The sequence below is a fragment of the Streptomyces chromofuscus genome, from assembly GCF_015160875.1.
In the GTDB taxonomy this organism is placed as follows: Bacteria; Actinomycetota; Actinomycetes; order Streptomycetales; family Streptomycetaceae; genus Streptomyces; species Streptomyces chromofuscus.
Window position 1 is genome coordinate 1437137 of record NZ_CP063374.1, and the last position, 24274, is coordinate 1461410.

The 24274-nt window shown below is 71.3% G+C and carries 22 protein-coding genes; 1 reads left to right on the forward strand and 21 read right to left on the reverse strand.

The genetic code is table 11. From position 1 onward, the window contains the following. Positions 1 to 225: 225 nt before the first annotated feature. The 8 genes from pyrF to pyrR form a co-directional block, all read right to left on the reverse strand. Positions 226 to 1068: an orotidine-5'-phosphate decarboxylase gene (gene pyrF / locus IPT68_RS06440; RefSeq protein WP_189699718.1), complete on the reverse strand. Its 843-nt coding sequence runs from the start codon at positions 1066 to 1068 to the stop codon at positions 226 to 228. Continuing rightward, entirely contained in the window at positions 1065 to 2171 is a 1107-nt protein-coding gene (locus IPT68_RS06445) for a quinone-dependent dihydroorotate dehydrogenase (RefSeq protein ID WP_189699717.1), read from the reverse strand. The genes pyrF and IPT68_RS06445 overlap by 4 nt, the downstream gene beginning before the upstream one ends. Before the next feature lie 80 nt (positions 2172 to 2251). Further along, entirely contained in the window at positions 2252 to 5560 is a 3309-nt protein-coding gene (carB, locus tag IPT68_RS06450) for a carbamoyl-phosphate synthase large subunit (protein ID WP_189699716.1), read from the reverse strand. After that, entirely contained in the window at positions 5553 to 6695 is a 1143-nt protein-coding gene (gene carA, locus IPT68_RS06455) for a glutamine-hydrolyzing carbamoyl-phosphate synthase small subunit (RefSeq protein WP_189699715.1), read from the reverse strand. Before carA ends, carB begins: the two co-directional genes overlap by 8 nt. Continuing rightward, entirely contained in the window at positions 6692 to 7261 is a 570-nt protein-coding gene (locus tag IPT68_RS06460) for a PH-like domain-containing protein (RefSeq protein ID WP_189699714.1), read from the reverse strand. The genes carA and IPT68_RS06460 overlap by 4 nt, the downstream gene beginning before the upstream one ends. Next, a complete protein-coding gene (locus IPT68_RS06465) occupies positions 7258 to 8544 on the reverse strand; it encodes a dihydroorotase (protein WP_189699713.1) in 1287 nt (428 codons plus the stop codon). Before IPT68_RS06465 ends, IPT68_RS06460 begins: the two co-directional genes overlap by 4 nt. A 5-nt stretch (positions 8545 to 8549) precedes the next feature. Continuing rightward, positions 8550 to 9581, reverse strand: a complete 1032-nt coding sequence (locus tag IPT68_RS06470; RefSeq protein ID WP_189699712.1) for an aspartate carbamoyltransferase catalytic subunit — start codon at positions 9579 to 9581, stop codon at positions 8550 to 8552. Between the two features lie 104 nt (positions 9582 to 9685). Continuing rightward, on the reverse strand, positions 9686 to 10246 hold the full coding sequence (gene pyrR / locus IPT68_RS06475; protein ID WP_189699711.1) for a bifunctional pyr operon transcriptional regulator/uracil phosphoribosyltransferase PyrR: 561 nt from the start codon (positions 10244 to 10246) through the stop codon (positions 9686 to 9688). Positions 10247 to 10523: 277 nt separating this feature from the next. On the opposite strand from pyrR, the gene bldD reads away from it, so the two are divergent. Beyond that, positions 10524 to 11027, forward strand: a complete 504-nt coding sequence (gene bldD / locus IPT68_RS06480; protein ID WP_030166512.1) for a transcriptional regulator BldD — start codon at positions 10524 to 10526, stop codon at positions 11025 to 11027. A gap of 178 nt (positions 11028 to 11205) precedes the next feature. On the opposite strand, the gene nusB is transcribed toward bldD, so the two are convergent. The 13 genes from nusB to IPT68_RS06545 all read right to left on the reverse strand — a co-directional run bounded on the left by nusB (position 11206) and on the right by IPT68_RS06545 (position 24235). After that, positions 11206 to 11643 carry a transcription antitermination factor NusB gene (gene nusB / locus IPT68_RS06485; RefSeq protein ID WP_189699710.1) on the reverse strand — a complete coding sequence of 146 codons (438 nt, stop codon included), beginning with the start codon at positions 11641 to 11643 and terminating at the stop codon, positions 11206 to 11208. A gap of 2 nt (positions 11644 to 11645) precedes the next feature. Then, the gene (efp, locus tag IPT68_RS06490) at positions 11646 to 12212 is read right to left on the reverse strand and encodes an elongation factor P (protein WP_189699709.1); all 567 of its coding nucleotides are present in this window, start codon (positions 12210 to 12212) and stop codon (positions 11646 to 11648) included. A gap of 61 nt (positions 12213 to 12273) precedes the next feature. After that, positions 12274 to 13380, reverse strand: coding sequence for an aminopeptidase P family protein (locus IPT68_RS06495; protein WP_189699708.1), 1107 nt, complete (start codon positions 13378 to 13380; stop codon positions 12274 to 12276). A gap of 170 nt (positions 13381 to 13550) precedes the next feature. Continuing rightward, a complete protein-coding gene (locus tag IPT68_RS06500; RefSeq protein ID WP_189699707.1) occupies positions 13551 to 14417 on the reverse strand; it encodes a Pro-rich N-terminal domain-containing protein in 867 nt (288 codons plus the stop codon). Between the two features lie 211 nt (positions 14418 to 14628). Then, positions 14629 to 15747: a 3-dehydroquinate synthase gene (gene aroB, locus IPT68_RS06505; RefSeq protein WP_189699706.1), complete on the reverse strand. Its 1119-nt coding sequence runs from the start codon at positions 15745 to 15747 to the stop codon at positions 14629 to 14631. Then, positions 15744 to 16259: a shikimate kinase gene (locus IPT68_RS06510; RefSeq protein WP_189699705.1), complete on the reverse strand. Its 516-nt coding sequence runs from the start codon at positions 16257 to 16259 to the stop codon at positions 15744 to 15746. Before IPT68_RS06510 ends, aroB begins: the two co-directional genes overlap by 4 nt. Then, a complete protein-coding gene (aroC, locus tag IPT68_RS06515) occupies positions 16256 to 17440 on the reverse strand; it encodes a chorismate synthase (RefSeq protein WP_189699704.1) in 1185 nt (394 codons plus the stop codon). The genes IPT68_RS06510 and aroC overlap by 4 nt, the downstream gene beginning before the upstream one ends. 248 nt (positions 17441 to 17688) lie before the next feature. Then, positions 17689 to 18528, reverse strand: a complete 840-nt coding sequence (locus IPT68_RS06520; protein WP_189699703.1) for a shikimate dehydrogenase — start codon at positions 18526 to 18528, stop codon at positions 17689 to 17691. Next, complete coding sequence (gene mltG / locus IPT68_RS06525; RefSeq protein ID WP_189699702.1) at positions 18509 to 20170, reverse strand: endolytic transglycosylase MltG; 1662 nt, start codon at positions 20168 to 20170, stop codon at positions 18509 to 18511. The genes IPT68_RS06520 and mltG overlap by 20 nt, the downstream gene beginning before the upstream one ends. Positions 20171 to 20291: 121 nt before the next feature. Beyond that, positions 20292 to 20756, reverse strand: coding sequence for a Holliday junction resolvase RuvX (ruvX, locus tag IPT68_RS06530; protein ID WP_189699701.1), 465 nt, complete (start codon positions 20754 to 20756; stop codon positions 20292 to 20294). Positions 20757 to 20769: 13 nt separating this feature from the next. After that, positions 20770 to 23442 carry an alanine--tRNA ligase gene (gene alaS / locus IPT68_RS06535; protein WP_189699700.1) on the reverse strand — a complete coding sequence of 891 codons (2673 nt, stop codon included), beginning with the start codon at positions 23440 to 23442 and terminating at the stop codon, positions 20770 to 20772. After that, positions 23442 to 23792: a hypothetical protein gene (locus tag IPT68_RS06540; RefSeq protein ID WP_189699699.1), complete on the reverse strand. Its 351-nt coding sequence runs from the start codon at positions 23790 to 23792 to the stop codon at positions 23442 to 23444. Before IPT68_RS06540 ends, alaS begins: the two co-directional genes overlap by 1 nt. Before the next feature lie 8 nt (positions 23793 to 23800). Then, positions 23801 to 24235, reverse strand: coding sequence for a DUF948 domain-containing protein (locus IPT68_RS06545; protein ID WP_189699698.1), 435 nt, complete (start codon positions 24233 to 24235; stop codon positions 23801 to 23803). Between the last annotated feature and the right edge of the window lie 39 nt (positions 24236 to 24274).

The window sequence follows — 24274 nt, forward strand, 5'->3', positions numbered from 1 at the left end:
ACCTGGGGAGCTACGAGCAACACGCTGCCCGGCCTCCCCCACTGCCTTGAGGGGCGCGGGAGGTGCCCCCACTCGTCGGAGACTAGCGGTCAAGTCCGCCAGAGTCAGCGAGAACAGCGGAAAAGTCCTGGTCAGCCTCTGTCAGGACTGGATGTTTCAGACATACTGCCCTGGATTTGAGGATGTATCCAGCCTCAAGTCGGCCTCGGCCCCGGGTCGGGACCCTCAGGCCGCCTCCACCGCGGCCCTGATCTCCTCCGCGAAGCGGTCCGCCGCGGTACGCAGAGCGACCACGTCGGGTCCGTGACGCAGCACACCCCGGCTGACGTTCGGCACGACGTTGCGCACGGCGGCCCCGAACACCCCGGGCAGATCGGCCGGAGTCGCCCCCTGGGCCCCGATCCCGGGGGCCAGGAGGGGACCGTTGATGTCGAGGTCGTAGGACGAGAGGTCACCGAGCGTGGCCCCGACGACCGCGCCGAAGGATCCCATCGGCTGCTCTCCCGCGTTCTCGGCGGCCAGGTGGGCCAGCACGGTGGCGCCGACGGTGCGGCCGTCCGCGCGGACGGCGTGCTGGACCTCCGCGCCCTCGGGGTTCGACGTCAGCGCCAGCACGAACAGACCCGCGCCGTTCTCGCGCGCCAGCTCCACCGCGGGCCGCAGCGAGCCGTAGCCGAGGTACGGCGAGACGGTCAGCGCGTCGGAGAACAGCGGGGCGTCCTTGTGCAGGAACGACTCGGCGTACGCGGCCATGGTGGAGCCGATGTCGCCGCGCTTGGCGTCCATGACGACCAGCGTGCCCGCCGCCCGCGCCTCCTCGACCGCCTTCTCCAGGACGGCCACGCCGCGCGAGCCGAAGCGCTCGAAGAAGGCGCTCTGCGGCTTGAGGACGGCGACCCGGTCGGCCATCGCCTCGACGACCGTGCGGCTGAACCGCTCCAGTCCCGTGACGTCGTCGTTCAGCCCCCAGTCGGCGAGCAGGGAGGCGTGCGGGTCGATGCCGACGCAGAGCGGGCCGCGCTCGTCCATGGCGCGGCGCAGGCGTGCGCCGAAGGGTTCCTGGCTCATGCTGCCTTCCTCACATCGGCGCCGACGGCGTCGGCGAGCGTGGCGTAGGGGCTCGTGCGCAGCCGTGCGGCGAGGCCCTTGTGGATCCCGCGGGCCCAGAAGGGGCCCTCGTAGACGAAGGCGCTGTAGCCCTGCACGAGGGTGGCGCCGGCCAGGATGCGCTGCCAGGCGTCCTCGGCGTTCTCGATGCCGCCGACGCCCACCAGGGTGATGCGGTCGCCCACGCGCGCGTACAGGCGGCGCAGCACCTGAAGCGAGCGGGCCTTCAGCGGGGCGCCGGAGAGGCCGCCCGTCTCCTTGACCAGGGAGGGCGCGGAGGTCAGACCGAGGCCCGCCCGCGCGATGGTGGTGTTCGTGGCGATGATCCCGTCCAGGCCCAGTTCGACGGCGAGGTCGGCGACGGCGTCGATGTCCTCGTCGGCCAGGTCGGGCGCGATCTTCACCAGGAGAGGGACATGCCGGGAGGTCACCATGCGGTCGGCCGCCTCGCGGACGGCCGTCAGCAGGGGCCGCAGATGCTCCACCGCCTGGAGGTTGCGCAGCCCCGGGGTGTTGGGCGAGGAGACGTTGACCACGAGATAGTCGGCGTACGGCGCCAGCCGCTCGGCCGACTTCACGTAGTCCGCGACGGCCTCGGCCTCGGGGACCACCTTGGTCTTGCCGATGTTGACGCCCACGACGGTCCGGAAGACCGGCTCGCGCGAGGCCAGGCGGGCGGCGACGGCCAGCGAGCCGTCGTTGTTGAAACCCATGCGGTTGATCAGCGCCCGGTCCGGTACCAGCCGGAACAGCCGCTTGGCGGGGTTGCCGGGCTGCGGCTCGCCCGTCACGGTGCCGATCTCCACGTGGTCGAAGCCGAGCATCGACATGCCGTCGATGGCGACGGCGTTCTTGTCGAATCCGGCGGCGAGGCCGAAGGGGCCGTGCATGCGCAGTCCGAGGGCCTCCGTGCGCAGCTCCTTGTGGCGGGGGGCCAGCACGGCCGCGACGAAGGTGCGCAGTACGGGGACGCGCGCGGCGAGCCGGATCCAGCGGAAGGCGAGGTGGTGCGACCGCTCCGGGTCCATGCGCTTGAAGACGAGATTGAAGAAGATCTTGTACATGTGTCCTCACGAAGACAGATGCGAAGACAGGTGTCCTCGCGAAGAGGGGGACACCGTTTCCGGTGTCCCCCTCGGGGCTGCTAGTCGCGGGCCGCGGTCAGCAGATCCGCGTGTTCCTGGAGCGATCGGACGCCCACGTCCCCGTGGTTGAGCGCGTCGATGCCCTGGACGGCGGCGGCCAGTGCCTGGACGGTCGTCAGGCAGGGCACGGACCGTGCCACGGCCGCCGTACGGATCTCGTAGCCGTCGAGACGGCCGCCGGTGCCGTACGGGGTGTTGACGATGAGGTCGACCTCGCCGTCGTGGATGAGCTGGACGATGGTCCGCTCCCCGTTCGGGCCGGTGCCCTCGGACTGCTTGCGCACGACGGTGGCGTGGATGCCGTTGCGCTTGAGCACCTCGGCGGTGCCGGACGTGGCGAGCAGCTCGAAGCCGTGCGCGACCAGCTCACGCGCCGGGAAGATCATCGAGCGCTTGTCGCGGTTGGCGACCGAGATGAAGGCGCGGCCCTTGGTGGGCAGCGGGCCGTAGGCGCCGGCCTGCGACTTGGCGTACGCCGTGCCGAAGACGGAGTCGATGCCCATGACCTCGCCGGTGGAGCGCATCTCCGGGCCGAGGACGGTGTCGACGCCGCGTCCGGAGGTGTCCCGGAAGCGGCTCCAGGGCATCACGGCCTCCTTGACGGAGATCGGAGCGTCCAGCGGCAGCTCGCCGCCGTCCCCGTGCGCGGGCAGCAGGCCCTCGGCGCGCAGCTCGGCGATGGTCGCGCCCAGCGAGATCCGGGCGGCGGCCTTGGCCAGCGGCACCGCGGTCGCCTTCGAGGTAAAGGGGACCGTGCGCGACGCGCGCGGGTTGGCCTCGAGGACGTACAGGATGTCGCCCGCCATCGCGAACTGGATGTTGATCAGGCCGCGGACGCCGACGCCCTTGGCGATCGCCTCCGTGGAGGCGCGCAGGCGCTTGATGTCGAAGCCGCCGAGCGTGATCGGGGGCAGGGCGCACGCCGAGTCGCCGGAGTGGATGCCGGCCTCCTCGATGTGCTCCATGACGCCGCCGAGGTACAGCTCCTCGCCGTCGTACAGCGCGTCGACGTCGATCTCGATCGCGTCGTCGAGGAACCGGTCCACCAGCACCGGCCGGGAGGGGCTGATCTCGGTGGACTCGGCGATGTAGGACGACAGCCGGGCCTCGTCGTAGACGATCTCCATGCCCCGGCCGCCCAGGACGTACGACGGCCGGACGAGGACCGGGTAACCGATCTCGTCGGCGATGGCCTTGGCCTCGGTGAAGGTGGTGGCCGTGCCGTGCTTGGGGGCCGGCAGACCGGCCTCCTTGAGGACCTGACCGAAGGCGCCGCGGTCCTCGGCGGCGTGGATGGCCTCCGGGGGCGTGCCGACGATCGGCACGCCGTTGTCCTTCAGGGCCTGCGCCAGGCCCAGCGGGGTCTGGCCGCCCAGCTGCACGACCACGCCCGCGACCGGGCCGGCCTGCTGCTCGGCGTGCACGATCTCCAGCACGTCCTCCAGCGTCAGCGGCTCGAAGTACAGACGGTCGGAGGTGTCGTAGTCCGTGGAGACCGTCTCCGGGTTGCAGTTGACCATCACGGTCTCGAACCCGGCGTCGCTCAGCGCGAAGGAGGCGTGCACGCAGGAGTAGTCGAACTCGATGCCCTGGCCGATGCGGTTGGGGCCGGAGCCCAGGATGATGACGGCCGGCTTCTCGCGGGGCGCGACCTCGGTCTCCTCGTCGTAGGAGGAGTAGAAGTACGGCGTCTTCGCGGCGAACTCGGCGGCGCAGGTGTCGACCGTCTTGTACACCGGCCGGATGCCGAGCGCGTGCCGCACCTCGCGGACGACGTCCTCGCGCAGGCCGCGGATCTCGCCGATCTGCTGGTCGGAGAAGCCGTGCCGCTTGGCCTCGGCGAGCAGCTCGCGGGTCAGCTCGGGCGCCTCGGCCAGCTCGTCGGCGATCTCCTTGATCAGGAAGAGCTGGTCGACGAACCAGGGGTCGATCTTCGTGTACTCGAAGACCTCCTCGGGCGTGGCGCCCGCGCGGATCGCCTGCATGACGGTGTTGATCCGGCCGTCGGTCGGGCGGACCGCCGCGCGCAGCAGCTCGTCCTTGTCGCCGGTCTCGCCGACGAAGGCGAACTGGCTGCCCTTCTTCTCCAGCGAGCGCAGCGCCTTCTGGAACGCCTCGGTGAAGTTGCGGCCGATGGCCATGGCCTCGCCGACCGACTTCATGGTGGTGGTCAGCGTGGAGTCGGCCTGCGGGAACTTCTCGAAGGCGAAGCGGGGCGCCTTGACGACGACGTAGTCCAGGGTCGGCTCGAAGGACGCCGGGGTCTCCTGGGTGATGTCGTTGGGGATCTCGTCGAGGGTGTAGCCGACGGCGAGCTTGGCGGCGATCTTCGCGATCGGGAAGCCGGTGGCCTTGGAAGCGAGGGCCGACGAACGCGACACGCGGGGGTTCATCTCGATGACGTTGACGCGGCCGTCGACGGGGTTCACGGCGAACTGAATGTTGCAGCCGCCGGTGTCGACGCCGACCTCGCGGATCACGGCGATGCCGATGTCCCGCAGGATCTGGTACTCGCGGTCGGTGAGCGTCATCGCGGGCGCGACGGTGATCGAGTCGCCGGTGTGCACGCCCATCGGGTCGAAGTTCTCGATGGAGCAGACGACCACGACGTTGTCGTGCTTGTCGCGCATCAGCTCCAGCTCGTACTCCTTCCAGCCGAGGATGGACTCTTCCAGGAGCACCTCGGTGGTCGGGGAGAGCGTCAGGCCCTGGCCGGCGATGCGGCGCAGCTCCTCCTCGTCGTGCGCGAAGCCGGAGCCGGCGCCGCCCATGGTGAAGGAGGGGCGGACGACGACCGGGTAGCCGCCGAGCGTGTCGACGCCGGCGAGGACGTCGTCCATGGAGTGGCAGATGACCGAGCGGGCGGACTCGCCGTGCCCGATCTTCTTGCGGACCTCCTCCACGACGAGCTTGAACTGGTCGCGGTCCTCCCCCTTGTGGATGGCCTCGACGTTGGCGCCGATCAGCTCGACGCCGTACTTCTCCAGCACGCCGTTCTCGTGCAGCGAGATGGCGGTGTTGAGCGCCGTCTGGCCGCCCAGGGTGGGCAGCAGCGCGTCGGGCTGCTCCTTGGCGATGATCTTCTCGACGAACTCCGGGGTGATCGGCTCGACGTAGGTGGCGTCGGCGATCTCCGGGTCGGTCATGATCGTCGCCGGGTTGGAGTTCACCAGGACGACCCGCAGGCCCTCGGACTTCAGCACGCGGCACGCCTGGGTGCCGGAGTAGTCGAACTCGGCGGCCTGGCCGATGACGATCGGGCCGGAGCCGATGACCAGGACGGACTGGATATCGGTGCGCTTAGGCACGCTGGCCCTCCATGAGCTTCACGAAGCGGTCGAACAGGTAGGCGGCGTCGTGCGGGCCCGCTGCCGCTTCGGGGTGGTACTGGACGCTGAAGGCCGGCTTGTCGAGGAGCTGCAGGCCCTCCACCACGTTGTCGTTGAGGCAGACGTGGGAGACCTCGGCGCGGCCGAAGGGGGTGTCGGACACCTCGTCGAGCGGGGCGTCGACGGCGAAGCCGTGGTTGTGCGCGGTGACCTCGACCTTTCCGGTCGTACGGTCCTGTACCGGCTGGTTGATGCCGCGGTGGCCGTACTTCAGCTTGTAGGTGCCGAAGCCGAGAGCGCGGCCCAGGATCTGGTTGCCGAAGCAGATGCCGAACAGCGGCGTGCCGCGCTCCAGCACGCCCTGCATCACGGAGACGGGGTGGTCGGCGGTGGCCGGGTCGCCCGGGCCGTTGGAGAAGAACACGCCGTCGGGGTTGACGGCGTACACGTCCTCGACGCTCGCCGTGGCGGGGAGCACGTGCACCTCGATGCCGCGCTCGGCCATCCGGTGCGGGGTCATGCCCTTGATGCCGAGGTCGACGGCGGCGACGGTGAACTTCTTGTCGCCGATCGCGGGGACGACGTACGGCTCGGTGGTGGCGACCTCGGCGGCGAGGTCGGCGCCCTTCATCTGCGGGGCCTTTTGGACGCGGGCCAGCAGCGCGGCGTCGTCCTGGATGGCGTCGCCGCTGAAGATGCCGACGCGCATGGCGCCGCGCTCGCGCAGGTGGCGGGTGAGGGCGCGGGTGTCGATGCCGCTGATGCCGACGACGCCCTGGGCGTCCAGCTCCTCGTCCAGCGTGCGCCGGGAGCGCCAGCTGGACGGCACGCGCGCGGGGTCGCGCACGACGTAGCCGGAGACCCAGATCCTCCTGGACTCCATGTCCTCGTCGTTGACGCCTGTGTTGCCGACGTGCGGGGCGGTCATCACGACCACCTGGCGGTGGTAGGACGGGTCGGTGAGGGTCTCCTGGTAGCCGGTCATGCCGGTGGAGAACACGGCCTCGCCGAAGGTCTCCCCCACGGCCCCGTAGGCACGGCCGCGGAAGATCCGGCCGTCCTCCAGGACGAGTACGGCGGGGACCTTCGTGGTTCCCCCTGTGGAGGTCGTCATCGTTCGGCGCCTTCCGTGGTGCTGGTGTTGATCATGGAGTTGATTGCGTCGACCCATGCGCCGTGCTCGGCCGCGCGGTCGGAGCGGAACCCGGAGTCGATGAGCCGCTCGCCGTGCGCCCAGGTCACGACGAGCAGTCCGCCCTCGGTCAGGACCTTGCCCGCGATGCCCTTGTCGAGCCGGGCCTCGCGCAGGGCCGCGGCGGGGACGAAGAAGTCGCTCGCCCCGGGGCGTACGACGTCGAGTCCCGCGTCCGTCAGCGTGAGCTCGACCCGGCTGCGGGTGCCCAGGCCGTGCGCCACGATGCGGTCCAGCCACTGACCGGCGGTGGTGGAGCCGTGGTAGCGGCCGGTCATCGTCAGTTTCGCCGCGCCGGGCTCGTCCGGCGCGCCGGGCAGCTCCGGCAGGTCGCCCTGGAGGGTTCCCCGCCACTTCCAGCCCTCGCGCATCAGCCAGTAGACGAGCGCGACGAACAGGGCGAGGCCGACGACCCAGCCGATGCGGGCGGCCCAGTCGGTCACTTCCGCCGATTCCTTCTCGGCGGCCAGCAGGATTACAGGTGTCACGTGAGCTTCCCGTCGACGAGCGTGGCCTTGCCCCGGAGCCATGTGTGCGTGACACGGCCCGGCAGCTCACGGCCCTCGTAGGGGGTGTTGCGGCTGCGCGAGGCGAAGCCCGCGGGGTCCACGGGCCCACGGTATGCCGTGTCGACGAGGGTGAGGTTGGCGGGCTCACCTGCCGAGACGGGACGTCCGTGCCCCGTGGCCTGCCCGATCCGGGCCGGCGTGAAGGACATCCGGTCCGCCACGCCCGCCCAGTCGAGCAGCCCTGTGTCGACCATCGTCTCCTGGACCACTGACAACGCGGTCTCCAGGCCGACCATCCCCATCGCGGCGGCGGCCCACTCGCAGTCCTTGTCCTCGTGCGGGTGCGGGGCGTGGTCGGTGGCGACGATGTCGATCGTGCCGTCGGCGAGCGCCTCGCGCAGCGCCAGCACGTCCCGTTCGGTGCGCAGCGGCGGGTTCACCTTGTAGACCGGGTTGTACGTGCGCACCAGCTCGTCGGTGAGCAGGAGGTGGTGCGGGGTGACCTCGGCGGTGACCCGGATGCCGCGGGACTTGGCCCAGCGCACGATCTCCACGGACCCGGCGGTCGACAGGTGGCAGATGTGCACGCGGGAGCCGACGTGCTCGGCGAGCAGGACGTCCCGGGCGATGATCGACTCCTCGGCCACCGCGGGCCAGCCCCCGAGACCGAGCTCGGCGGAGACGATCCCCTCGTTCATCTGGGCGCCCTCGGTCAGCCGCGGCTCCTGCGCGTGCTGGGCGACGACCCCGTCGAAGGCCTTCACGTACTCCAGCGCCCGCCGCATGATCACGGCGTCGTCGACGCACTTGCCGTCGTCGGAGAAGACGGTGACGCCGGCCGCCGACTCGTGCATGGCGCCCAACTCGGCGAGCTTCCTGCCCTCCAGGCCGACGGTGACGGCGCCGATCGGCTGCACGTCGCAGTAGCCGTGCTCCCGGCCCAGACGCCAGACCTGCTCGACGACACCGGCGGTGTCCGCGACCGGGAAGGTGTTGGCCATGGCGAACACGGCGGTGTAGCCGCCGGAGGCCGCCGCGCGCGTGCCGGTGAGCACGGTCTCGGAGTCCTCGCGGCCGGGCTCGCGCAGATGGGTGTGCAGGTCGACCAGGCCCGGCAGGAGCACCTGGCCGCCGGCCTCGACGACCTCGGCGCCCCCGTCCGGCAGGCCGTGGCCCACGGCGGCGATCGTCGAGCCCTCGATCAGCACGTCCTGCGGCTCGCCGCCGAGCACCTTCGCACCACGGATCAGGATCTTGCTCATCTGTCTTACTTCTCCTCGTCCGCGGAAAGGGTGTGCGCGGAGCGCTCGTCGGAAGGGTGGTGGTGGGAGACGGGCGGGCGGGTGGTGGTCGCGGGTTCGTTTCCGCCGAGCAGCAGGTACAGCACGGCCATCCGGATGGAGACTCCGTTTGCGACCTGCTCGATGGCGGTGCAGCGCTCGGAGTCGGCGACCTGCGCGGTGATCTCCATGCCACGGACCATCGGGCCGGGGTGCATCACGATGGCGTGCTCCGGCATCCTCGCCATCCGGTCGCCGTCCAGGCCGTAGCGCCGCGAGTACTCGCGCTCGGTCGGGAAGAACGCGGCGTTCATCCGCTCGCGCTGCACGCGCAGCATCATCACCGCGTCGGACTTGGGCAGCGTGCTGTCGAGGTCGTACGACACCGCGCAGGGCCAGGTCTCGATGCCGACCGGCAGCAGGGTGGGCGGGGCGACGAGGGTGACCTCGGCGCCGAGGGTGTGCAGCAGGTCGACGTTGGAGCGGGCGACCCGGCTGTGCAGGACGTCGCCGACGATGGTGACGCGCCTGCCGGCCAGGTCGTGGCCGAGGCCGGCGTCCCGGCCGACGAGGCGGCGGCGCATGGTGAACGCGTCGAGCAACGCCTGGGTGGGGTGCTGGTGGGTGCCGTCGCCCGCGTTGATCACGGCCGCGTCGATCCAGCCGGAGTTGGCCAGCCGGTACGGGGCGCCGGAGGCGCCGTGCCGGATGACGACCGCGTCGACGCCCATGGCCTCCAGGGTCTGGGCGGTGTCCTTCAGGGACTCGCCCTTGGACACCGAGGATCCCTTGGCGGAGAAGTTGATGACGTCCGCGGACAGCCGCTTCTCGGCGGCCTCGAAGGAGATCCGGGTGCGGGTGGAGTCCTCGAAGAAGAGGTTCACCACGGTGCGGCCGCGCAGGGTCGGCAGCTTCTTGATCGGCCGGTCGGCGACCCGGGACATCTCCTCGGCGGTGTCGAGGATCAGAACGGCGTCGTCGCGGGTGAGGTCGGCGGCCGAGATGAGATGGCGCTGCATCTTTCAGGCTCCGTAAGGCAGTTCATTCGGGAGAATTCGGGCAACCGGGCGCGTGCTGGGGCGCGCCGGAGCGGCGCGCGGCGGCGGCCGTACGCCTTCGGTTGCTACTGGGCGGTCTGCTTCACGCCGAGCAGCACGGTGTCACGACCGTCCTCCTCGGCGAGCTGGACCTTGACCGTCTCCCGCAGCGACGTGGGGAGGTTCTTGCCGACGTAGTCGGCGCGGATGGGCAGTTCGCGGTGGCCGCGGTCGACGAGGACCGCGAGCTGGACGGCGCGCGGGCGCCCGATGTCGTTCAGCGCGTCGAGGGCGGCGCGGATGGTGCGGCCGGAGAAGAGGACGTCGTCGACGAGGACGACCAGCTTGCCGTCGATGCCGTCACCGGGGATGTCGGTACGGGCCAGCGCGCGCGGCGGGTGCAGGCGCAGGTCGTCGCGGTACATCGTGATGTCCAGCGAACCGCACGGGACTTTGCGCTCGGTGATCTGTTCCAGCTTGGCGGCGAGCCGCTGGGCGAGGAAGACGCCTCGGGTCGGAATGCCGAGGAGCACCACGTCGTCGGCGCCCTTGGCGCGCTCGACGATCTCGTGGGCGATGCGGGTCAGCACCCGCGCGATGTCGGGCCCTTCGAGCACGGGCCGCGCATCGGACGCTTGCGTGTCCATACGAAACGGACCTCCTTCTCCGCCTCACGGGACGGACCTTAAAGGACGTCGGGATTGCGCCATCAACCGTAGCAGGCCGCAGCGACACCCCGGATCACCCCCCTGCGGGCCACCGGAATCACCCGGTTGGCCCAGTCGGCGGGCGATACCACGGAAGAGTCGGTGCGGACCATTCGGCTTGACGCGGCAGAGTAACGCTGCGTAACCTCACAGTGAGTTACCAGCCGCGCGGCATGGAACCACACCAGTCGCGTCGACACAGTGTCCGGGGAGCCATATGTCCAGCGAATACGCCAAACAGCTCGGGGCCAAGCTCCGGGCCATCCGCACCCAGCAGGGCCTTTCCCTCCACGGTGTCGAGGAGAAGTCCCAGGGACGCTGGAAGGCGGTCGTGGTCGGGTCGTACGAGCGCGGCGACCGCGCCGTGACCGTGCAGCGCCTTGCCGAGCTGGCGGACTTCTACGGCGTTCCCGTGCAGGAGCTCCTCCCGGGCACCACCCCGGGCGGCGCCGCCGAGCCGCCGCCCAAGCTGGTCCTGGACCTGGAGCGCCTGGCCACGGTGCCGGCCGAGAAGGCGGGCCCCCTGCAGCGGTACGCGGCGACGATCCAGTCGCAGCGCGGTGACTACAACGGCAAGGTGCTCTCGATCCGCCAGGACGACCTGCGCACACTCGCCGTCATCTACGACCAGTCGCCCTCGGTCCTCACCGAGCAGCTGATCAGCTGGGGCGTGCTGGACGCGGACGCGCGCCGCGCGGTGGCTTCGCACGAGGAGGGCTGAGCGCCCGACCGCTTCAGCAGAAACGTGCCGCCGGGGTGGCCGGAACTTCACGGTTCCGGCCACCCCGGCGGCGTTCTGAGCGCCTCGGGCCCCACGGACGTGCCCGTGGGGCCCCGGTGACAGGAGAACGCCGGAGGGCCGCAGCGTGCGCTGCGGCCCTCCGGCGTTCTGTGGTGTCTCAGTCCTCGGCGGTGCGTCGCAGCGAGGGCTTGAGGTCCTTCAGCCGGCCGAGCAGCCCGTTGACGAACGAGGGCGACTCGTCCGTCGAGAACTCCTTCGCCAGCTGCACCATCTCGTCCAGCACGACGGCGTCCGGGGTCTCGTCGACCCAGATCAGCTCGTACGCGCCGAGCCGCAGGATGTTGCGGTCGACGACCGGCATCCGGTCCAGCGTCCAGCCGACCGAGTACTGGGCGATCAGCTCGTCGATGCGCGTCGCGTGTTCCGCGTAGCCCTCGACCAGCTGCATCGTGTACTCGCTCACCGGCGGCTGCCGGGTGTCGGTCCGCGAGTGCCGGATCCAGTCCGCGAGGACCGTCAGGACGTCGGCGTCGCGCTGGTCGCCCTCGAAGAGGATCTGGAAGGCGCGCTTGCGGGCCGTGTTGCGGGCAGCCACGGTTAGCTGTTCACCCGGCCGAGGTAGTCGCTGGTGCGGGTGTCGACCTTGATCTTCTCACCGGTGGTGATGAAGAGCGGGACCTGGATCTGGTGACCGGTCTCGAGGGTGGCGGGCTTGGTGCCGCCGGTGGAGCGGTCGCCCTGGACGCCGGGCTCGGTCTCGGCGATGGTCAGCTCGACCGCGGCCGGGAGCTCGACGAAGAGCACCTCGCCCTCGTGCTGCGCGACGGTGGCCTCGAAGCCCTCGATGAGGAAGTTGGCGGCGTCACCGACGACCTTGCGCTCGATGTGCAGCTGGTCGTAGGTCTCCATGTCCATGAAGACGAAGTAGTCGCCGTCCATGTAGGAGAACTGCATGTCGCGCTTGTCGACGGTGGCCGTCTCGACCTTCACGCCGGCGTTGAAGGTCTTGTCGACGACCTTGCCCGAGAGGACGTTCTTGAGCTTGGTGCGCACGAAGGCCGGGCCCTTGCCGGGCTTGACGTGCTGGAACTCGACGACGGACCAGAGCTGGCCGCCGTCGAGCTTGAGCACCATGCCGTTCTTGAGGTCGTTCGTGGAAGCCACGGTTGCTTCAATCTCCTGGACTTACGTGGACGACCCCGGGGCAGGCGCGACAGCTCTGAGGCTAGAGCGCGAGCAGCTCCTTGGTCGTGATGGTGAGTAGCTCGGGTCCGCCGTCCGCCTCGGGGCGTACGACGAGCGTGTCATCGATCCGGACACCGCCCCGGCCCGGGAGGTGGACCCCCGGTTCGACGGTGACCGGCACGCAAGCGTCCAGTTTACCCATGGCCGTGGGGGCAAGCTGAGGGTCCTCGTCGATTTCGAGCCCCACGCCGTGGCCGATGAGCGCCGGGAGGCCCTCGCCGTACCCGGCGGAGTCCAGCACCTGGCGTGCGGCACGGTCCACGTCGCGGTAGGCGGCGCCGGGTGCGAGCATCTCGCGGCCGGCCCGCTGGGCGGCGAAGACCAGGTCGTAGAGCTCGATCTGCCAGTCCGCCGGGGAGGTGCCGATGACGAAGGTGCGGCCGATCTCGCAGCGGTAGCCGCGGTAGGTGGCGCCCAGGCAGACGGAGAGGAAGTCGCCCTCCTCGACGCGGCGGTCGGTGGGGCGGTGACCTCGTCTGCCGGAGTTCGCGCCGGTGGCGACCGAGGTGGGGAAGGCGGGCCCGTCGGCGCCGTGGTCGACCAGGCGGCGTTCCAGCTCCAGGGCGAGGTGGCGTTCGGTGCGGCCCACGAGGATGGACTCCAGGAGCTCACCGAGGGCCTGGTCGGCGATCTCGGCGCCGATGCGCAGGCAGGAGATCTCCTCCTCGTCCTTGACGACCCTGAGCTGTTCGACCGCGTTGCCGAGGTCGGCGAGGCGCAGGCCGGGGGCGACCGAGCCGATCGCTCTGTGGCGGGCGACGGTGAGGTGGTGTTCCTCGACGGCGAGGGAGTCCGCCCCCTGGGCCGTGGCGAGGTCGGCGGCGGCGACGGCGGGGTCGCCGCCGGCCGCGGGGAGGACGTGCAGACGCAGGGCCTCGTCGGGACGGCCCTCGGTGGGGCGGTCGTCCGGCGGGCCGGAGCAGACCAGCAGGTCTTCGCGCTTGCCCAGCAGCAGAACGGCGCCGGGGGGCGCCGAGCCCGCGAGGTAGCGCACGTTGGCGGGCCGGGAGACCAGCGCCGCCGCGCTGCCGCCCGCGTTGCAGCGCTCCCGTAGCCGGGTTCGGCGTGTCGCGTACACCTCTGACATGTGCCGAGCGTACGAGCTTCGCCGGGTTCGCGCCGGTTGAGGGGGGCTGAGTGGGCGGTGCCCGCTTCATGCGGGTTAGGGGGTGTCACTCGATGTGGTGTGCCGTCTGCGGGAGTGCGAGGGCTTGGCGCGCAGCTCCCCGCGCCCCTTCAGGGGGGCGGTCCCCTGCGTCACCAGGCCGGAGGGCTTGCTATCGACCTCGCCAGGACCTCGTCCAGGACGCGGGCCGTGCCGGGGACGTCGAGCTGGGAGTTGTCGATGATGGGCAGGCCCGAGCCGTACCAGCCGGCCATGCGGCCGTGGATGCGGGCCACCTCCTCGTCGGTGAGACGGCGGTTGCCCGAGCGCTCCGCGTTGCGCTCCAGGACGATGTCCAGGCCGGGCAGGAGGACGACGGGCAGCAGGCCCGGGCCCACGTGGCGTTTCCAGCCGCCGAGGCCCACGACCGGGCGGTCGGGGAAGACGGCGTCGTCGAGGATGCACGAGATGCCGTTGGCCAGGAAGTTGCGCGCGGCGAACCCGCAGGTGCGGCGGGCCAGGCGGTACTGGGCCTCGGAGTGGTCGTTCCAGCCGGACTGGGGGTCGGCGAAGCCGGAGCGGACCCATTCGCGGACGTCGTCGAGACTGATGTGGGCCGTGGGAACCCTGCGGTGGTCCGCCCAGTACTTGGCCACGCTGGTCTTGCCCGCGCCCGCCGGGCCGATGAGCAGCACCGCGAGGGTGGTGGTCGCCGGGTCGGGTGCGGTGGTGGCGGCTGGTGCGGGGGGCATCGGCACCGGGCCGCCGGGGGGAAGCTGGATGTGGCCCGTGGTGTCCGGGGGCGGCGGGGGCGCCATCGGGGGGTGGTGCGGGGCCGACGGCGGGGCTCCGGTGAAGCCGGGAGGCGGGGGCACGGGGGCGGAGCCCTGCGGCACGGGCGCGGGTCCCTGGTGGTGCGGACCCGGACCCGGGTGCTGTGCGGCCGGCGACCAGCCGGCGGCCGGTCCGTGCCCCGGCTGGTGGGGCGGCGGCAGCGGAGACCCCACTGCGTGCTGCATCCGGTGCCACTCCGTCTCGTGTTCCTCGGCAGGCAATTGGCGCTGGCAGCGGGGTGCGAACCCGCCCGCTACCGAACGGTACCGTCCCCCGCCGCCGTTTGGTGAACGGCGGGGGACGGCCCGAAGTGCCCGGCGGGGCAAGGGGAAATGGGGCGGAAGGGGTCCCGTGGGACGTTCCGGGCCTCGGCCGCCGCGGCCGAGGCCGACCGGGCTACTGCCCGACCTCGCCGTACGCCGCCAGCAGCATCGCCGGGTCGGGTCCCTCCAGGACGGTCGGCTTGGCGAGCCCGTCGAGGACGATGAAGCGCAGCAGGTCGCCGCGGGACTTCTTGTCGACCTTCATCGTCTGCAGCAGCTTGGGCCACTGGTCGTGGCGATAGTGCAGCGGCAGCCCGACCGCTTCCAGGATCGTGCGGTGCCGGTCGGCCGTGGCGTCGTCCAACCGGCCCGCCAGACGGCCCAGTTCAGCGGCGAAGTGCATGCCCACGGCGACCGCGGCGCCGTGCCGCCACTGGTAGCGCTCGTTCTTCTCGATGGCGTGGCCGAGGGTGTGGCCGTAGTTGAGGATCTCGCGCAGGCCCGACTCCTTCAGGTCGCAGGAGACGACGTCGGCCTTGACGCGGATGGAGCGCTCGATGAGCTCGGCCGTGTGCGGGCCCGCCGGGGTGCGCGCGGCCTGCGGGTCGGACTCGATGAGCTCGAGGATGGCCGGGTCGGCGATGAAGCCCGCCTTGATGACCTCGGCCAGTCCGGAGACGTAGTCGTTGACCGGCAGGGAGTCCAGCGCGGCGAGGTCGCACAGGACGCCCGCGGGCGGGTGGAAGGCGCCGACCAGGTTCTTGCCCTCGGCCGTGTTGACGCCGGTCTTGCCGCCGACGGCCGCGTCGACCATGGCCAGGACGGTGGTGGGGATCGCGATCCAGCGCACCCCGCGCAGCCAGGTCGCGGCCACGAAGCCCGCGAGGTCGGTGGTGGCACCGCCGCCGACGCCGACCACGACGTCGGTGCGGGTGAAGCCGGACTGGCCCAGCGCCTTCCAGCAGTAGGCGGCGACCTCGGCGGTCTTGGCCTCCTCGGCGTTGGGCACCTGGATGGCGATCGCCTCGTAGCCCTGCTCGCCCAGGTCGGCACGGAGCGCCTCGCCGGTCTCGGCCAGTGCCTCGGGGTGGATGACGGCGACCCGCTTGGCCTTGTCGCCCACCAGACCGCCGAGCTCGCCGAGCAGTTGGCGGCCGACCAGGACCTCGTACGGCTCTCCCCCGGCTACCGCTGGGAGGTGCCCCCAGCCCGCGGTGCCGCCGACCTGGATCCGCGTCACTGACTCGCTCATGCTTCCTTCAACTCCAGGGCGCTGAGGACCTCTTGGGTGACCTCTTCGGGCGTGCGGTCGTCGGTGGCCACGACCGAGCGGGCCACCTCCTCGTACAGGTGCCGCCGGGCCTCCATCAGCTCGCGCCACTGCTTGCGCGGGTTGATGGCCAGCAGCGGCCGGGCGGTGTTCAGTCCGGTGCGCCGGGCCGCCTCCTCGACGTCCATGGCCAGGTACACGACGTGGTGCCCGGCGAGCAGCCCACGGGTGCCCGCGTCGAGGACGGCGCCGCCGCCCAGCGCCAGCACCCCGGTGTGCTCGGCGAGCGCCGCGCGCACCGCCTGCTTCTCGATCGCCCGGAAGGCGGCCTCGCCGTCCTCGACGAAGATGTCGGCGACGGTGCGGCCCTGCGCGGCCACGATGTCGTCGTCGGTGTCCCGGAAGCCCACGCCGAGCCGCTCGGCGAGCAGCAGGCCCACGGTGGACTTGCCGACCCCCATGGGGCCGACCAGCACGGCCAGGGGCGCGCTCACCGGATCGCCAGGTTGTCGAGGTAGGACCGCACGTTGCGGGCGGTCTCGGTGACGCTGTCGCCGCCGAACTTCTCCGCGACCGCGTCGGCGAGGACCAGCGCGACCATCGCCTCGGCGACGATGCCGGCGGCCGGGACCGCGCACACGTCGGAGCGCTGGTGGTGGGCCTGGGCGGGCTCGCCGGTGATCACGTCGACCGTCCGCAGCGCCCGCGGCACGGTCGCGATCGGCTTCATCGCCGCGCGCACCCGCAGCAGCTCGCCGGTGGTCAGTCCGCCCTCGGTGCCGCCGGAGCGGCCGGTGGCGCGCCGGATGCCCTCGCCGGTGGTGACGATCTCGTCGTGCGCCTGGGAGCCCGGCACCCGCGCCAGCTCGAAGCCGTCGCCGACCTCGACGCCCTTGATCGCCTGGATGCCCATCAGGGCGGCGGCGAGGCGGGCGTCCAGCCGGCGATCCCAGTGCACGTGCGAGCCGAGGCCCACCGGCACCCCGTACGCGAGGACCTCGACGACGCCGCCGAGGGTGTCGCCGTCCTTGTGGGCCTGGTCGATCTCCGCGACCATCGCCTTCGAGGCGTCGGCGTCCAGGCAGCGCACCGGGTCGGCGTCGAGCTTCTCGACGTCCGCCGGGGTCGGGTAGACGCCGTAGGGCGCCTTCGCCGCCGCGAGCTCCACGACATGGCTGACGATCTCGATGCCGGCGGTCTCCTTCAGGTACGACCGCGCGACCGCGCCGAGCGCCACCCGGGCCGCGGTCTCCCGCGCCGACGCCCGCTCCAGCACCGGACGGGCCTCGTCGAAGCCGTACTTCTGCATGCCGGCGAGGTCGGCGTGACCGGGCCGGGGGCGGGTCAGCGGCGCGTTGCGGGCCAGCTCGGCGAGCTCCGCCGGGTCCACCGGGTCGGCCGCCATGACCTTGTCCCACTTCGGCCACTCGGTGTTGCCGACCATGACGGCGACCGGCGAGCCCAGGGTCAGGCCGTGCCGGACGCCGCCGAGGAAGGTGACCTCGTCCCGCTCGAACTTCATGCGCGCACCGCGTCCATAGCCGAGCCGTCGCCGCGCCAGGTGGTCCGCCACCATCTCCGTGGTGATCGGCACGCCGGCGGGAAGGCCCTCCAGCGTCGCGACGAGTGCGGGACCGTGGGACTCCCCCGCGGTCAGCCAGCGCAACCTGCTCAACGGTGCTCCTCTAAGCTCGCGCCCGGTACTGCCTCGCGTACGCGCTGCTCGCGCGTCGCGATGGCGCGACCGGGGTGCGCGGCCCTGGCCCGCCACATTCGATCCTCCCACGTCCGGGCCGCCGGTCAGCCCGCCGGTCCAGCAGGCGGACGCCCGTGCGTCGGGAAGGGGGGCGAAGGCGCGCCCACGCTCCCGCGGGCGAGGAGCGCCGCCGCGGGCCGGCACGCCGTCCCGGAGGCCGGCGGTTCCTACCGGCCGGCGAGGGCGTGCTCCCCGGCCTTGCGCATCGCGTCCAGCGGCGCGGGCACGCGGCCGGTCACCTGCTCGACCTGGAGCACCGCCTGGTGGACCAGCAGGTCGAGCCCGCCGACGACGGCCCCGCCGTACGCCGACCAGCGCGCAGCGAGCGTCGTCGGCCACGGGTCGTACAGCACGTCGAAGAGCGTCGCGGGCCGCTCCGGCACGGCGGCGGCGAGCGCGTCGGTCGTCCCGGCCGGGGTGGTGGCCACGACCAGCGGGTGGTGCAGCGCCTCGGCGGCGTCCGCCCAGTCGGCGATCCGCACGTCGACCTCCAGCCGCTCGCCCCACTGACGCATCTCGGCGGCCCGGGCCGCGCTGCGCACGTGGACCACGATTTCGCCGGTGCAGATCCGGGCCAGCGCGGCCAGCGCCGAGGACGCCGTGGCGCCGGCGCCGAGGATGGCGGCCGAGCCGGCCTGCTCGATGCCGTGCTCGCGAAGGGCCGCCACCATGCCGGGGATGTCGGTGTTGTCGCCGACGCGGCGGCCGTCGTCGGTGAGGACGACCGTGTTGACCGCCTCGACCGAGGCGGCGGTGTCGCTGATCTCGTCCAGCAGCGGGATCACGGCCCGCTTCAGCGGCATGGTCAGCGACAGCCCGGCCCACTCGGGGCCGAGTTGCGCGAAGAAGCCCGGCAGCCCCTCCTCGTCGACCTCGAAGCGGTCGTACGTCCAGCCCGTCAGCCCCAGCTCCTGGTACGCCGTGCGGTGCAGCACCGGGGACAGGGAGTGGGCGATGGGCGAGCCGAGCACGGCGGCCCGGCGGGCTTCAGTTGCCCGAGCTTTCATTGAACTTGGCCTTCAGCTCGAGGAATTCGTCGTGCGTCCGGGCGAACTCGGTCCTGTTGCGGCCGTCGGTCGCCACGAAGTACAGCCAGCCGTCGTCGGTCGGGTTCAGTGTCGCCTTCAGCGCCTCCGCACCGGGGTTGCCGATCGGTCCCGGCGGTAGGCCCTTCTGGGTGTACGTGTTGTAGGGGTCCTGGTTGCTGTTGATCTCGGATTCGCTGATGTTGATGTTGCTCTCGCCCTTCAGGTAGTTGAAGGTCGAGTCGAACTGGAGCAGTTGGTAGGTCTCCGTGTTGTCCGGCGAGAGGCGGTTGTAGACCACCTCGGCCATCTTGCGGAAGTCGTCCTCCGTCTTGCCCTCCGCCTGGACGAGGCTGGCGACCGTGATGACCTGCAGCGGGTTCTCCAGGTCCAGCGCCTTGGCCTTGGCGGCGAGGTCGTACTGGCCGTACTGCCGGTTGGCCTGCGTGATCATCTCCTTGAGGACCGCCTCGGGCTTCATGCCCTTGGCCGCCGGATAGGTGCCCGGGAAGAGGAAGCCTTCCAGCGGGTCCTTGATCTCGCTGCCGTTGTTCGCCCAGCTGGGCAGGCCGAGGCTCTTGTACTGCTTCTGGGCGACGTCCTTGGTGGTGCCGGACTCCAGGCCGAGCTTCTCGTCGATGGCGTTGTAGACGGCCCCGTTGCGCTGCCCCGGGGTGACCATCACGTTGTTCTGGCTCTTCGGGTCGAGCATCATCTCGACGGCGCTCTTGGCGGACATCTGCTTGTTCAGCAGGTAGGCGCCGGCCTGGATGGACTGCCCGTCGGGGTTCTGCGACTGCGCGGCCACGAACGCGTCGACGCTCTTGACGACGCCCGCCGCCTTCAGCCGCCGGCCGATCTCGGCGCCGCCCGCTCCCTTGGGGATCTCGACGGTCACCTGCTCCTTGGTGCCCTCGCCCGCGTAGTCCGGGGCCGCGCCGAAACGATCCTGGTAGAACTGGTAGCCGAAATAGGTGACGCCGGCCAGACCGCCGCCGAAGACCAGGGCCACGACCAGGCAGGCGCAGCCGTTGCGGCTGCGCTTGTTCTTGCCGCCCCGGCCCCGCCGTTCGCCGCGTCCGCGCCGGTCCCCCGGCTCGTCGTCGTCATCGTCCCCGCCCGCGAAGAAGGCGTGCTCGCCCTGGTCGGGGCCGGGGTCCCAGTCGGTCGTGGGCTCCGGCTCGGGGCGCCGGCGGCCGGGCGGCTCGGGCGGCGGATAGGCGTCGGGCGTGTTGTAGAAGTCCGGCTGCCCACCGCCGTAGGCGGCCGGCTGCTGGGGATACGGGTCGGTCGGGTCGGCGGGGTACGGCAGGTGCGGCTGTGCGCCGGTGGGCCAGCCGCCGGTGTCGTACGGCTGCTGGGCGCCGTACTGCTGCCCCTGCCCGGCGTACTGCTGGCCGGGGTGCTGGTACTGCTGCTGCGCCTGACCGTAGCCGGGGTGCTGGCCGGTGCCCCAGTCGCCGTACTGCGGCTGCTGCGGCTGCTGCGGATAGTGCTGCGGCTGGCCGCCGTAGGGGGACTGCTGACCCGTCCGGGCCTGCTGTCCTCCCCATCCGCCGTCCCCGTACAACGGGTCCTCCGGATGCCACGGTTCGGGGCCCGGGCCCCGGCCATACTCAGTCATCGATCCCCTAGAGCCGCGAGGCGGCGGTCGCCTGGCTTCGGGCTCGGCTTCCGTCCCGCCTCTTGCTGTGCGGCGGCTGTTCGAATGCCGCCGCATCGCGCGGAACGTTACCGTATCGCGATCAGATGACCACTTCGACGCCCTCGCCGGGTGCCTTGCCTGACACCCGTTCGGATTCCAGGGCCTGCTGCAGGATGATGACGGCGGCGGCCTGATCGATGACCGCGCGGCCCTTCTTCGACGTCATGCCGGAGGCGCGCAGACTCTGCCCGGCGGTCACCGTCGTCATCCGCTCGTCGACGAGCCGGACCGGGACCGGCGCGATGCCCCTGGCCAGCTCCTGGACGAACCCGCGCACCTTGGCGGCGGCGGGGCCCTCGCCCCCCTTGAGGGAGCGAGGGAGACCGACGACGACCTCGATCGGCTCGTACTCCTCGACGAGTTGCCTCAGCCGACGGTGAGCTGCGGGGATGTCCCGCCCGGGGACCGTCTCGACGGGGGTGGCGAGGATCCCGTCGGGGTCGCACGACGCGACCCCGATGCGGGCGTCCCCGACGTCGATCGCCAGGCGGCGTCCTCTGCGCATCTCCACCAGACCCTTACTTGGCCGTCTCCGCCACGAGCCGCTCGACGGCGTCGACGGCCTCACCGACGGCGGCGGGGTTCTGGCCGCCGCCCTGGGCGACGTCCGGCTTGCCGCCACCGCCGCCCCCGAGGGTCTTGGCGGCCGTCCGGACCAGGTCGCCGGCCTTCAGGCCGCGCTCGCGGGCGGCCTCGTTGGTGGCGATGACCGTCAGCGGCTTGCCGTTGTTGACCGTGAACAGGGCGACCACGGCGGCCCGGCCGCCCCGGATGCGGCCTCGCACGTCGAGGACCAGCTTGCGCAGGTCGTCGGCGGTGGTGCCGTCCGGGACCTGGCCGGTGACCAGGGCGACGCCGTGCACGTCCTTGGCGGACTCGGCGAGGCCCGCGGCGGCCTGGAGCACCTTCTCGGCGCGGAACTTCTCGATCTCCTTCTCGGCGTCCTTCAGCTTGCCGAGCATCGCGGAGACCTTCTCCGGGAGTTCCTCCGGACGGCCCTTGATCAGCTCCTGGAGCTGGGCGACGACCGTGTGCTCCCGGGCGAGGAAGTTGTAGGCGTCCACGCCGACCAGGGCCTCGATACGGCGCACACCGGAGCCGATGGAGGACTCGCCAAGCAGCTTCACCAGGCCCAGCTGTGCGGTGTTGTGCACGTGGGTGCCGCCGCACAGCTCCTTGGAGAAGTCGCCGATGGTGACGACCCGCACCCGCTCGCCGTACTTCTCGCCGAACTCGGCGATGGCGCCCTGCTTCCTGGCCTCGTCGATGCCCATGATGTCGGCGCGCACGTCGAGGTCGCGGGCGAGCACCTCGTTGATCTTCTGCTCGACGTCGGTCATCACGGCCGTCGGAACGGCGGACGGGGAACCGAAGTCGAAGCGGAAGCGGCCGGGCTGGTTCTCGGAACCGGCCTGGGCGGCCGTCGGGCCGAGGGCGTCGCGCAGGGCCTGGTGGGTGAGGTGGGTGGCCGAGTGGGCGCGCGCGATGGCCGTGCGGCGGCGGGCGTCGATCGTGGCGTGGGCCTTGGCCCCGACGGTGACCTCGCCGACCTGGACGACGCCCTTGTGGACGTAGACGCCCGGGACCGGCTTCTGGCAGTCGCGGACCTCGATGACGGCCCCGGAGTCGACCCTGATGCGGCCGGTGTCGCCGATCTGGCCGCCGCCCTCGGCGTAGAACGGGGTGCGGTCGAGGACGATCTCGACCTCGTCGCCCTCGGTGGCGGCGGGCGAGGAGACTCCGTCGACCAGGATGCCGACGATCGTGGACTCGCCCTCGGTGTCGGTGTAGCCGATGAAGTCGGTCTCGCCGGCGCGGTCGGCGATCTCCCGGTAGGCGCCGAGGTCGGCGTGGCCGGTCTTCTTGGCCTGCGCGTCGGCCTTGGCGCGCTCCCGCTGCTCCTTCATCAGGCGCCGGAAGCCGTCCTCGTCCACGGACAGGCCCTGCTCGGCGGCCATCTCCAGGGTGAGGTCGATCGGGAAGCCCCAGGTGTCGTGGAGCAGGAAGGCCTTGTCGCCGGGCAGGACGGTGCCGCCGGCGGCCTTGGTGTCGCTGACCGCGGTGTCGAGGATGTTGGTGCCGGCCTTCAGGGTCTTGAGGAAGGCGTTCTCCTCGGCGACGGCGACCTTCTCGATCCGCTCGCGGTCGGTGATGAGCTCGGGGTACTGCTGGCCCATCATCTCGATGACCGTGTCGATCAGCTCCTTGACGACCGGGCCGGTGGCGCCGAGCAGGCGCATGTTGCGGATGGCCCGGCGCATGATGCGGCGCAGCACGTAGCCGCGGCCCTCGTTGCCGGGGCTGACGCCGTCGCCGATGAGCATCACGGACGTGCGCATGTGGTCGGTGACCACGCGCAGGGAGACGTCCGAGTCGTGGGCGTCGCCGTAGGCCACGCCGGTCAGCTCGGTGGCCTTCTTGATGACGGCCATGGAGGTGTCGATCTCGTACATGTTCTGCACGCCCTGCAGAATCATGGCGAGCCGCTCCAGGCCGAGCCCGGTGTCGATGTTCTTGCTCGGCAGGTCGCCGAGGATCTCGAAGTTGTCCTTGCCGGTGCCCTCGCCGCGCTCGTACTGCATGAAGACGAGGTTCCAGATCTCCACGTACCGCTCGTCGTTGACGGCGGGGCCGCCCTCGACACCGAACTCGGGGCCGCGGTCGTAGTTGATCTCGGAGCAGGGGCCGCACGGGCCGGGGACGCCCATGGACCAGAAGTTGTCCTTCATGCCCAGGCGCTGGATGCGCTCCATGGGCACACCGACGACCTCGTGCCAGATGCGCTCGGCCTCGTCGTCGTCCTTGTAGACGGTGATCCACAGACGCTCGGGGTCGAGGCCGTAACCGCCCTTGTTCTGGGGCGCGGTGAGCAGCTCCCAGGCGAGCTTGACGGCGCCTTCCTTGAAGTAGTCGCCGAAGGAGAAGTTGCCGCACATCTGGAAGAACGTGCCGTGCCGGGTGGTCTTGCCGACCTCCTCGATGTCCGGCGTGCGCACGCACTTCTGCACGCTGGTGGCGCGCGGGAACGGCGGCTTGACCTCGCCCAGGAAGTAGGGCTTGAAGGGCACCATGCCGGCCGGGACGAGGAGCAGAGTCGGGTCGTCCGCGATGAGCGACGCCGAAGGCACGACGGTGTGCCCGCGCTCCTCGAAGAAGCTCAGCCAGCGGCGGCGGATCTCAGCCGACTCCATCAGTGGTCCTCATTCCGGTTGTACGAGTACGTCGTGTCGTCGATGACGTACGTCTTCGGCTTGTTGCGGTTCTCGATGGCGGCGTAGCGCCGCGAGGGGGGAAGCTCGGGGTCCGCGTGCAGGCCCAGCGCGTCCCCCAGTTCGGCCTCCCGCTGGGCCATGTTGGCGCGGACGTCGAGGGCGAAACCCACGGCCCGGTCCTTGAGCCGGTGACCCGCCCCGATCGCCTTGTTCGCGGCCGTGACGGCGAGGCTCTCGGGGGTCAGCTGCTTGAGCTTGCGGTTGACCTTGGTGGTGGCCCACACGCCGGCGGCGACGCCCGTGGTGAACCAGAACGTACGGCGGAACATCGCTGGTCTCAGTCCTTCTTCCGCTTGGCCCGCCGCGCGGCCGGGACGGTCCGGCCCACGATCACGGTACGCCTCGGCGACTTCGCGGGCGCGTGCTCCTTGCGGCCGCCGAGGGCCCGGCGCACGCCGTACCCGAAGGCGGCGACCTTGACCAGCGGGCCGCCGAAGGTGGAGGCGACGGTGGTGGACAGCGCGGACGCGTTCGACGTGACCTCCTGGACGTCGGAGGCGATGGCGTCGACCCGGTCGATCTGGGTCTGCGCGGAGCGCACCGCCGAGGAGGCCTCCGCCAGCAGCGGGACGGCCTGGTCGGTCACGTCCGCCACCAGCTTGGTCGTCGCTCTGAGCGTCTGGGCCAGCCTCGCCAGGGCCACCGCGAGGAAGGAGACCAGGATCGCCCAGAAGACGGCCACCAGGATGCCGGCCACCTCTCCACCGGACACTGCGCACCCGCTCCCTAAACGTGCCTGAACATCGAAAAA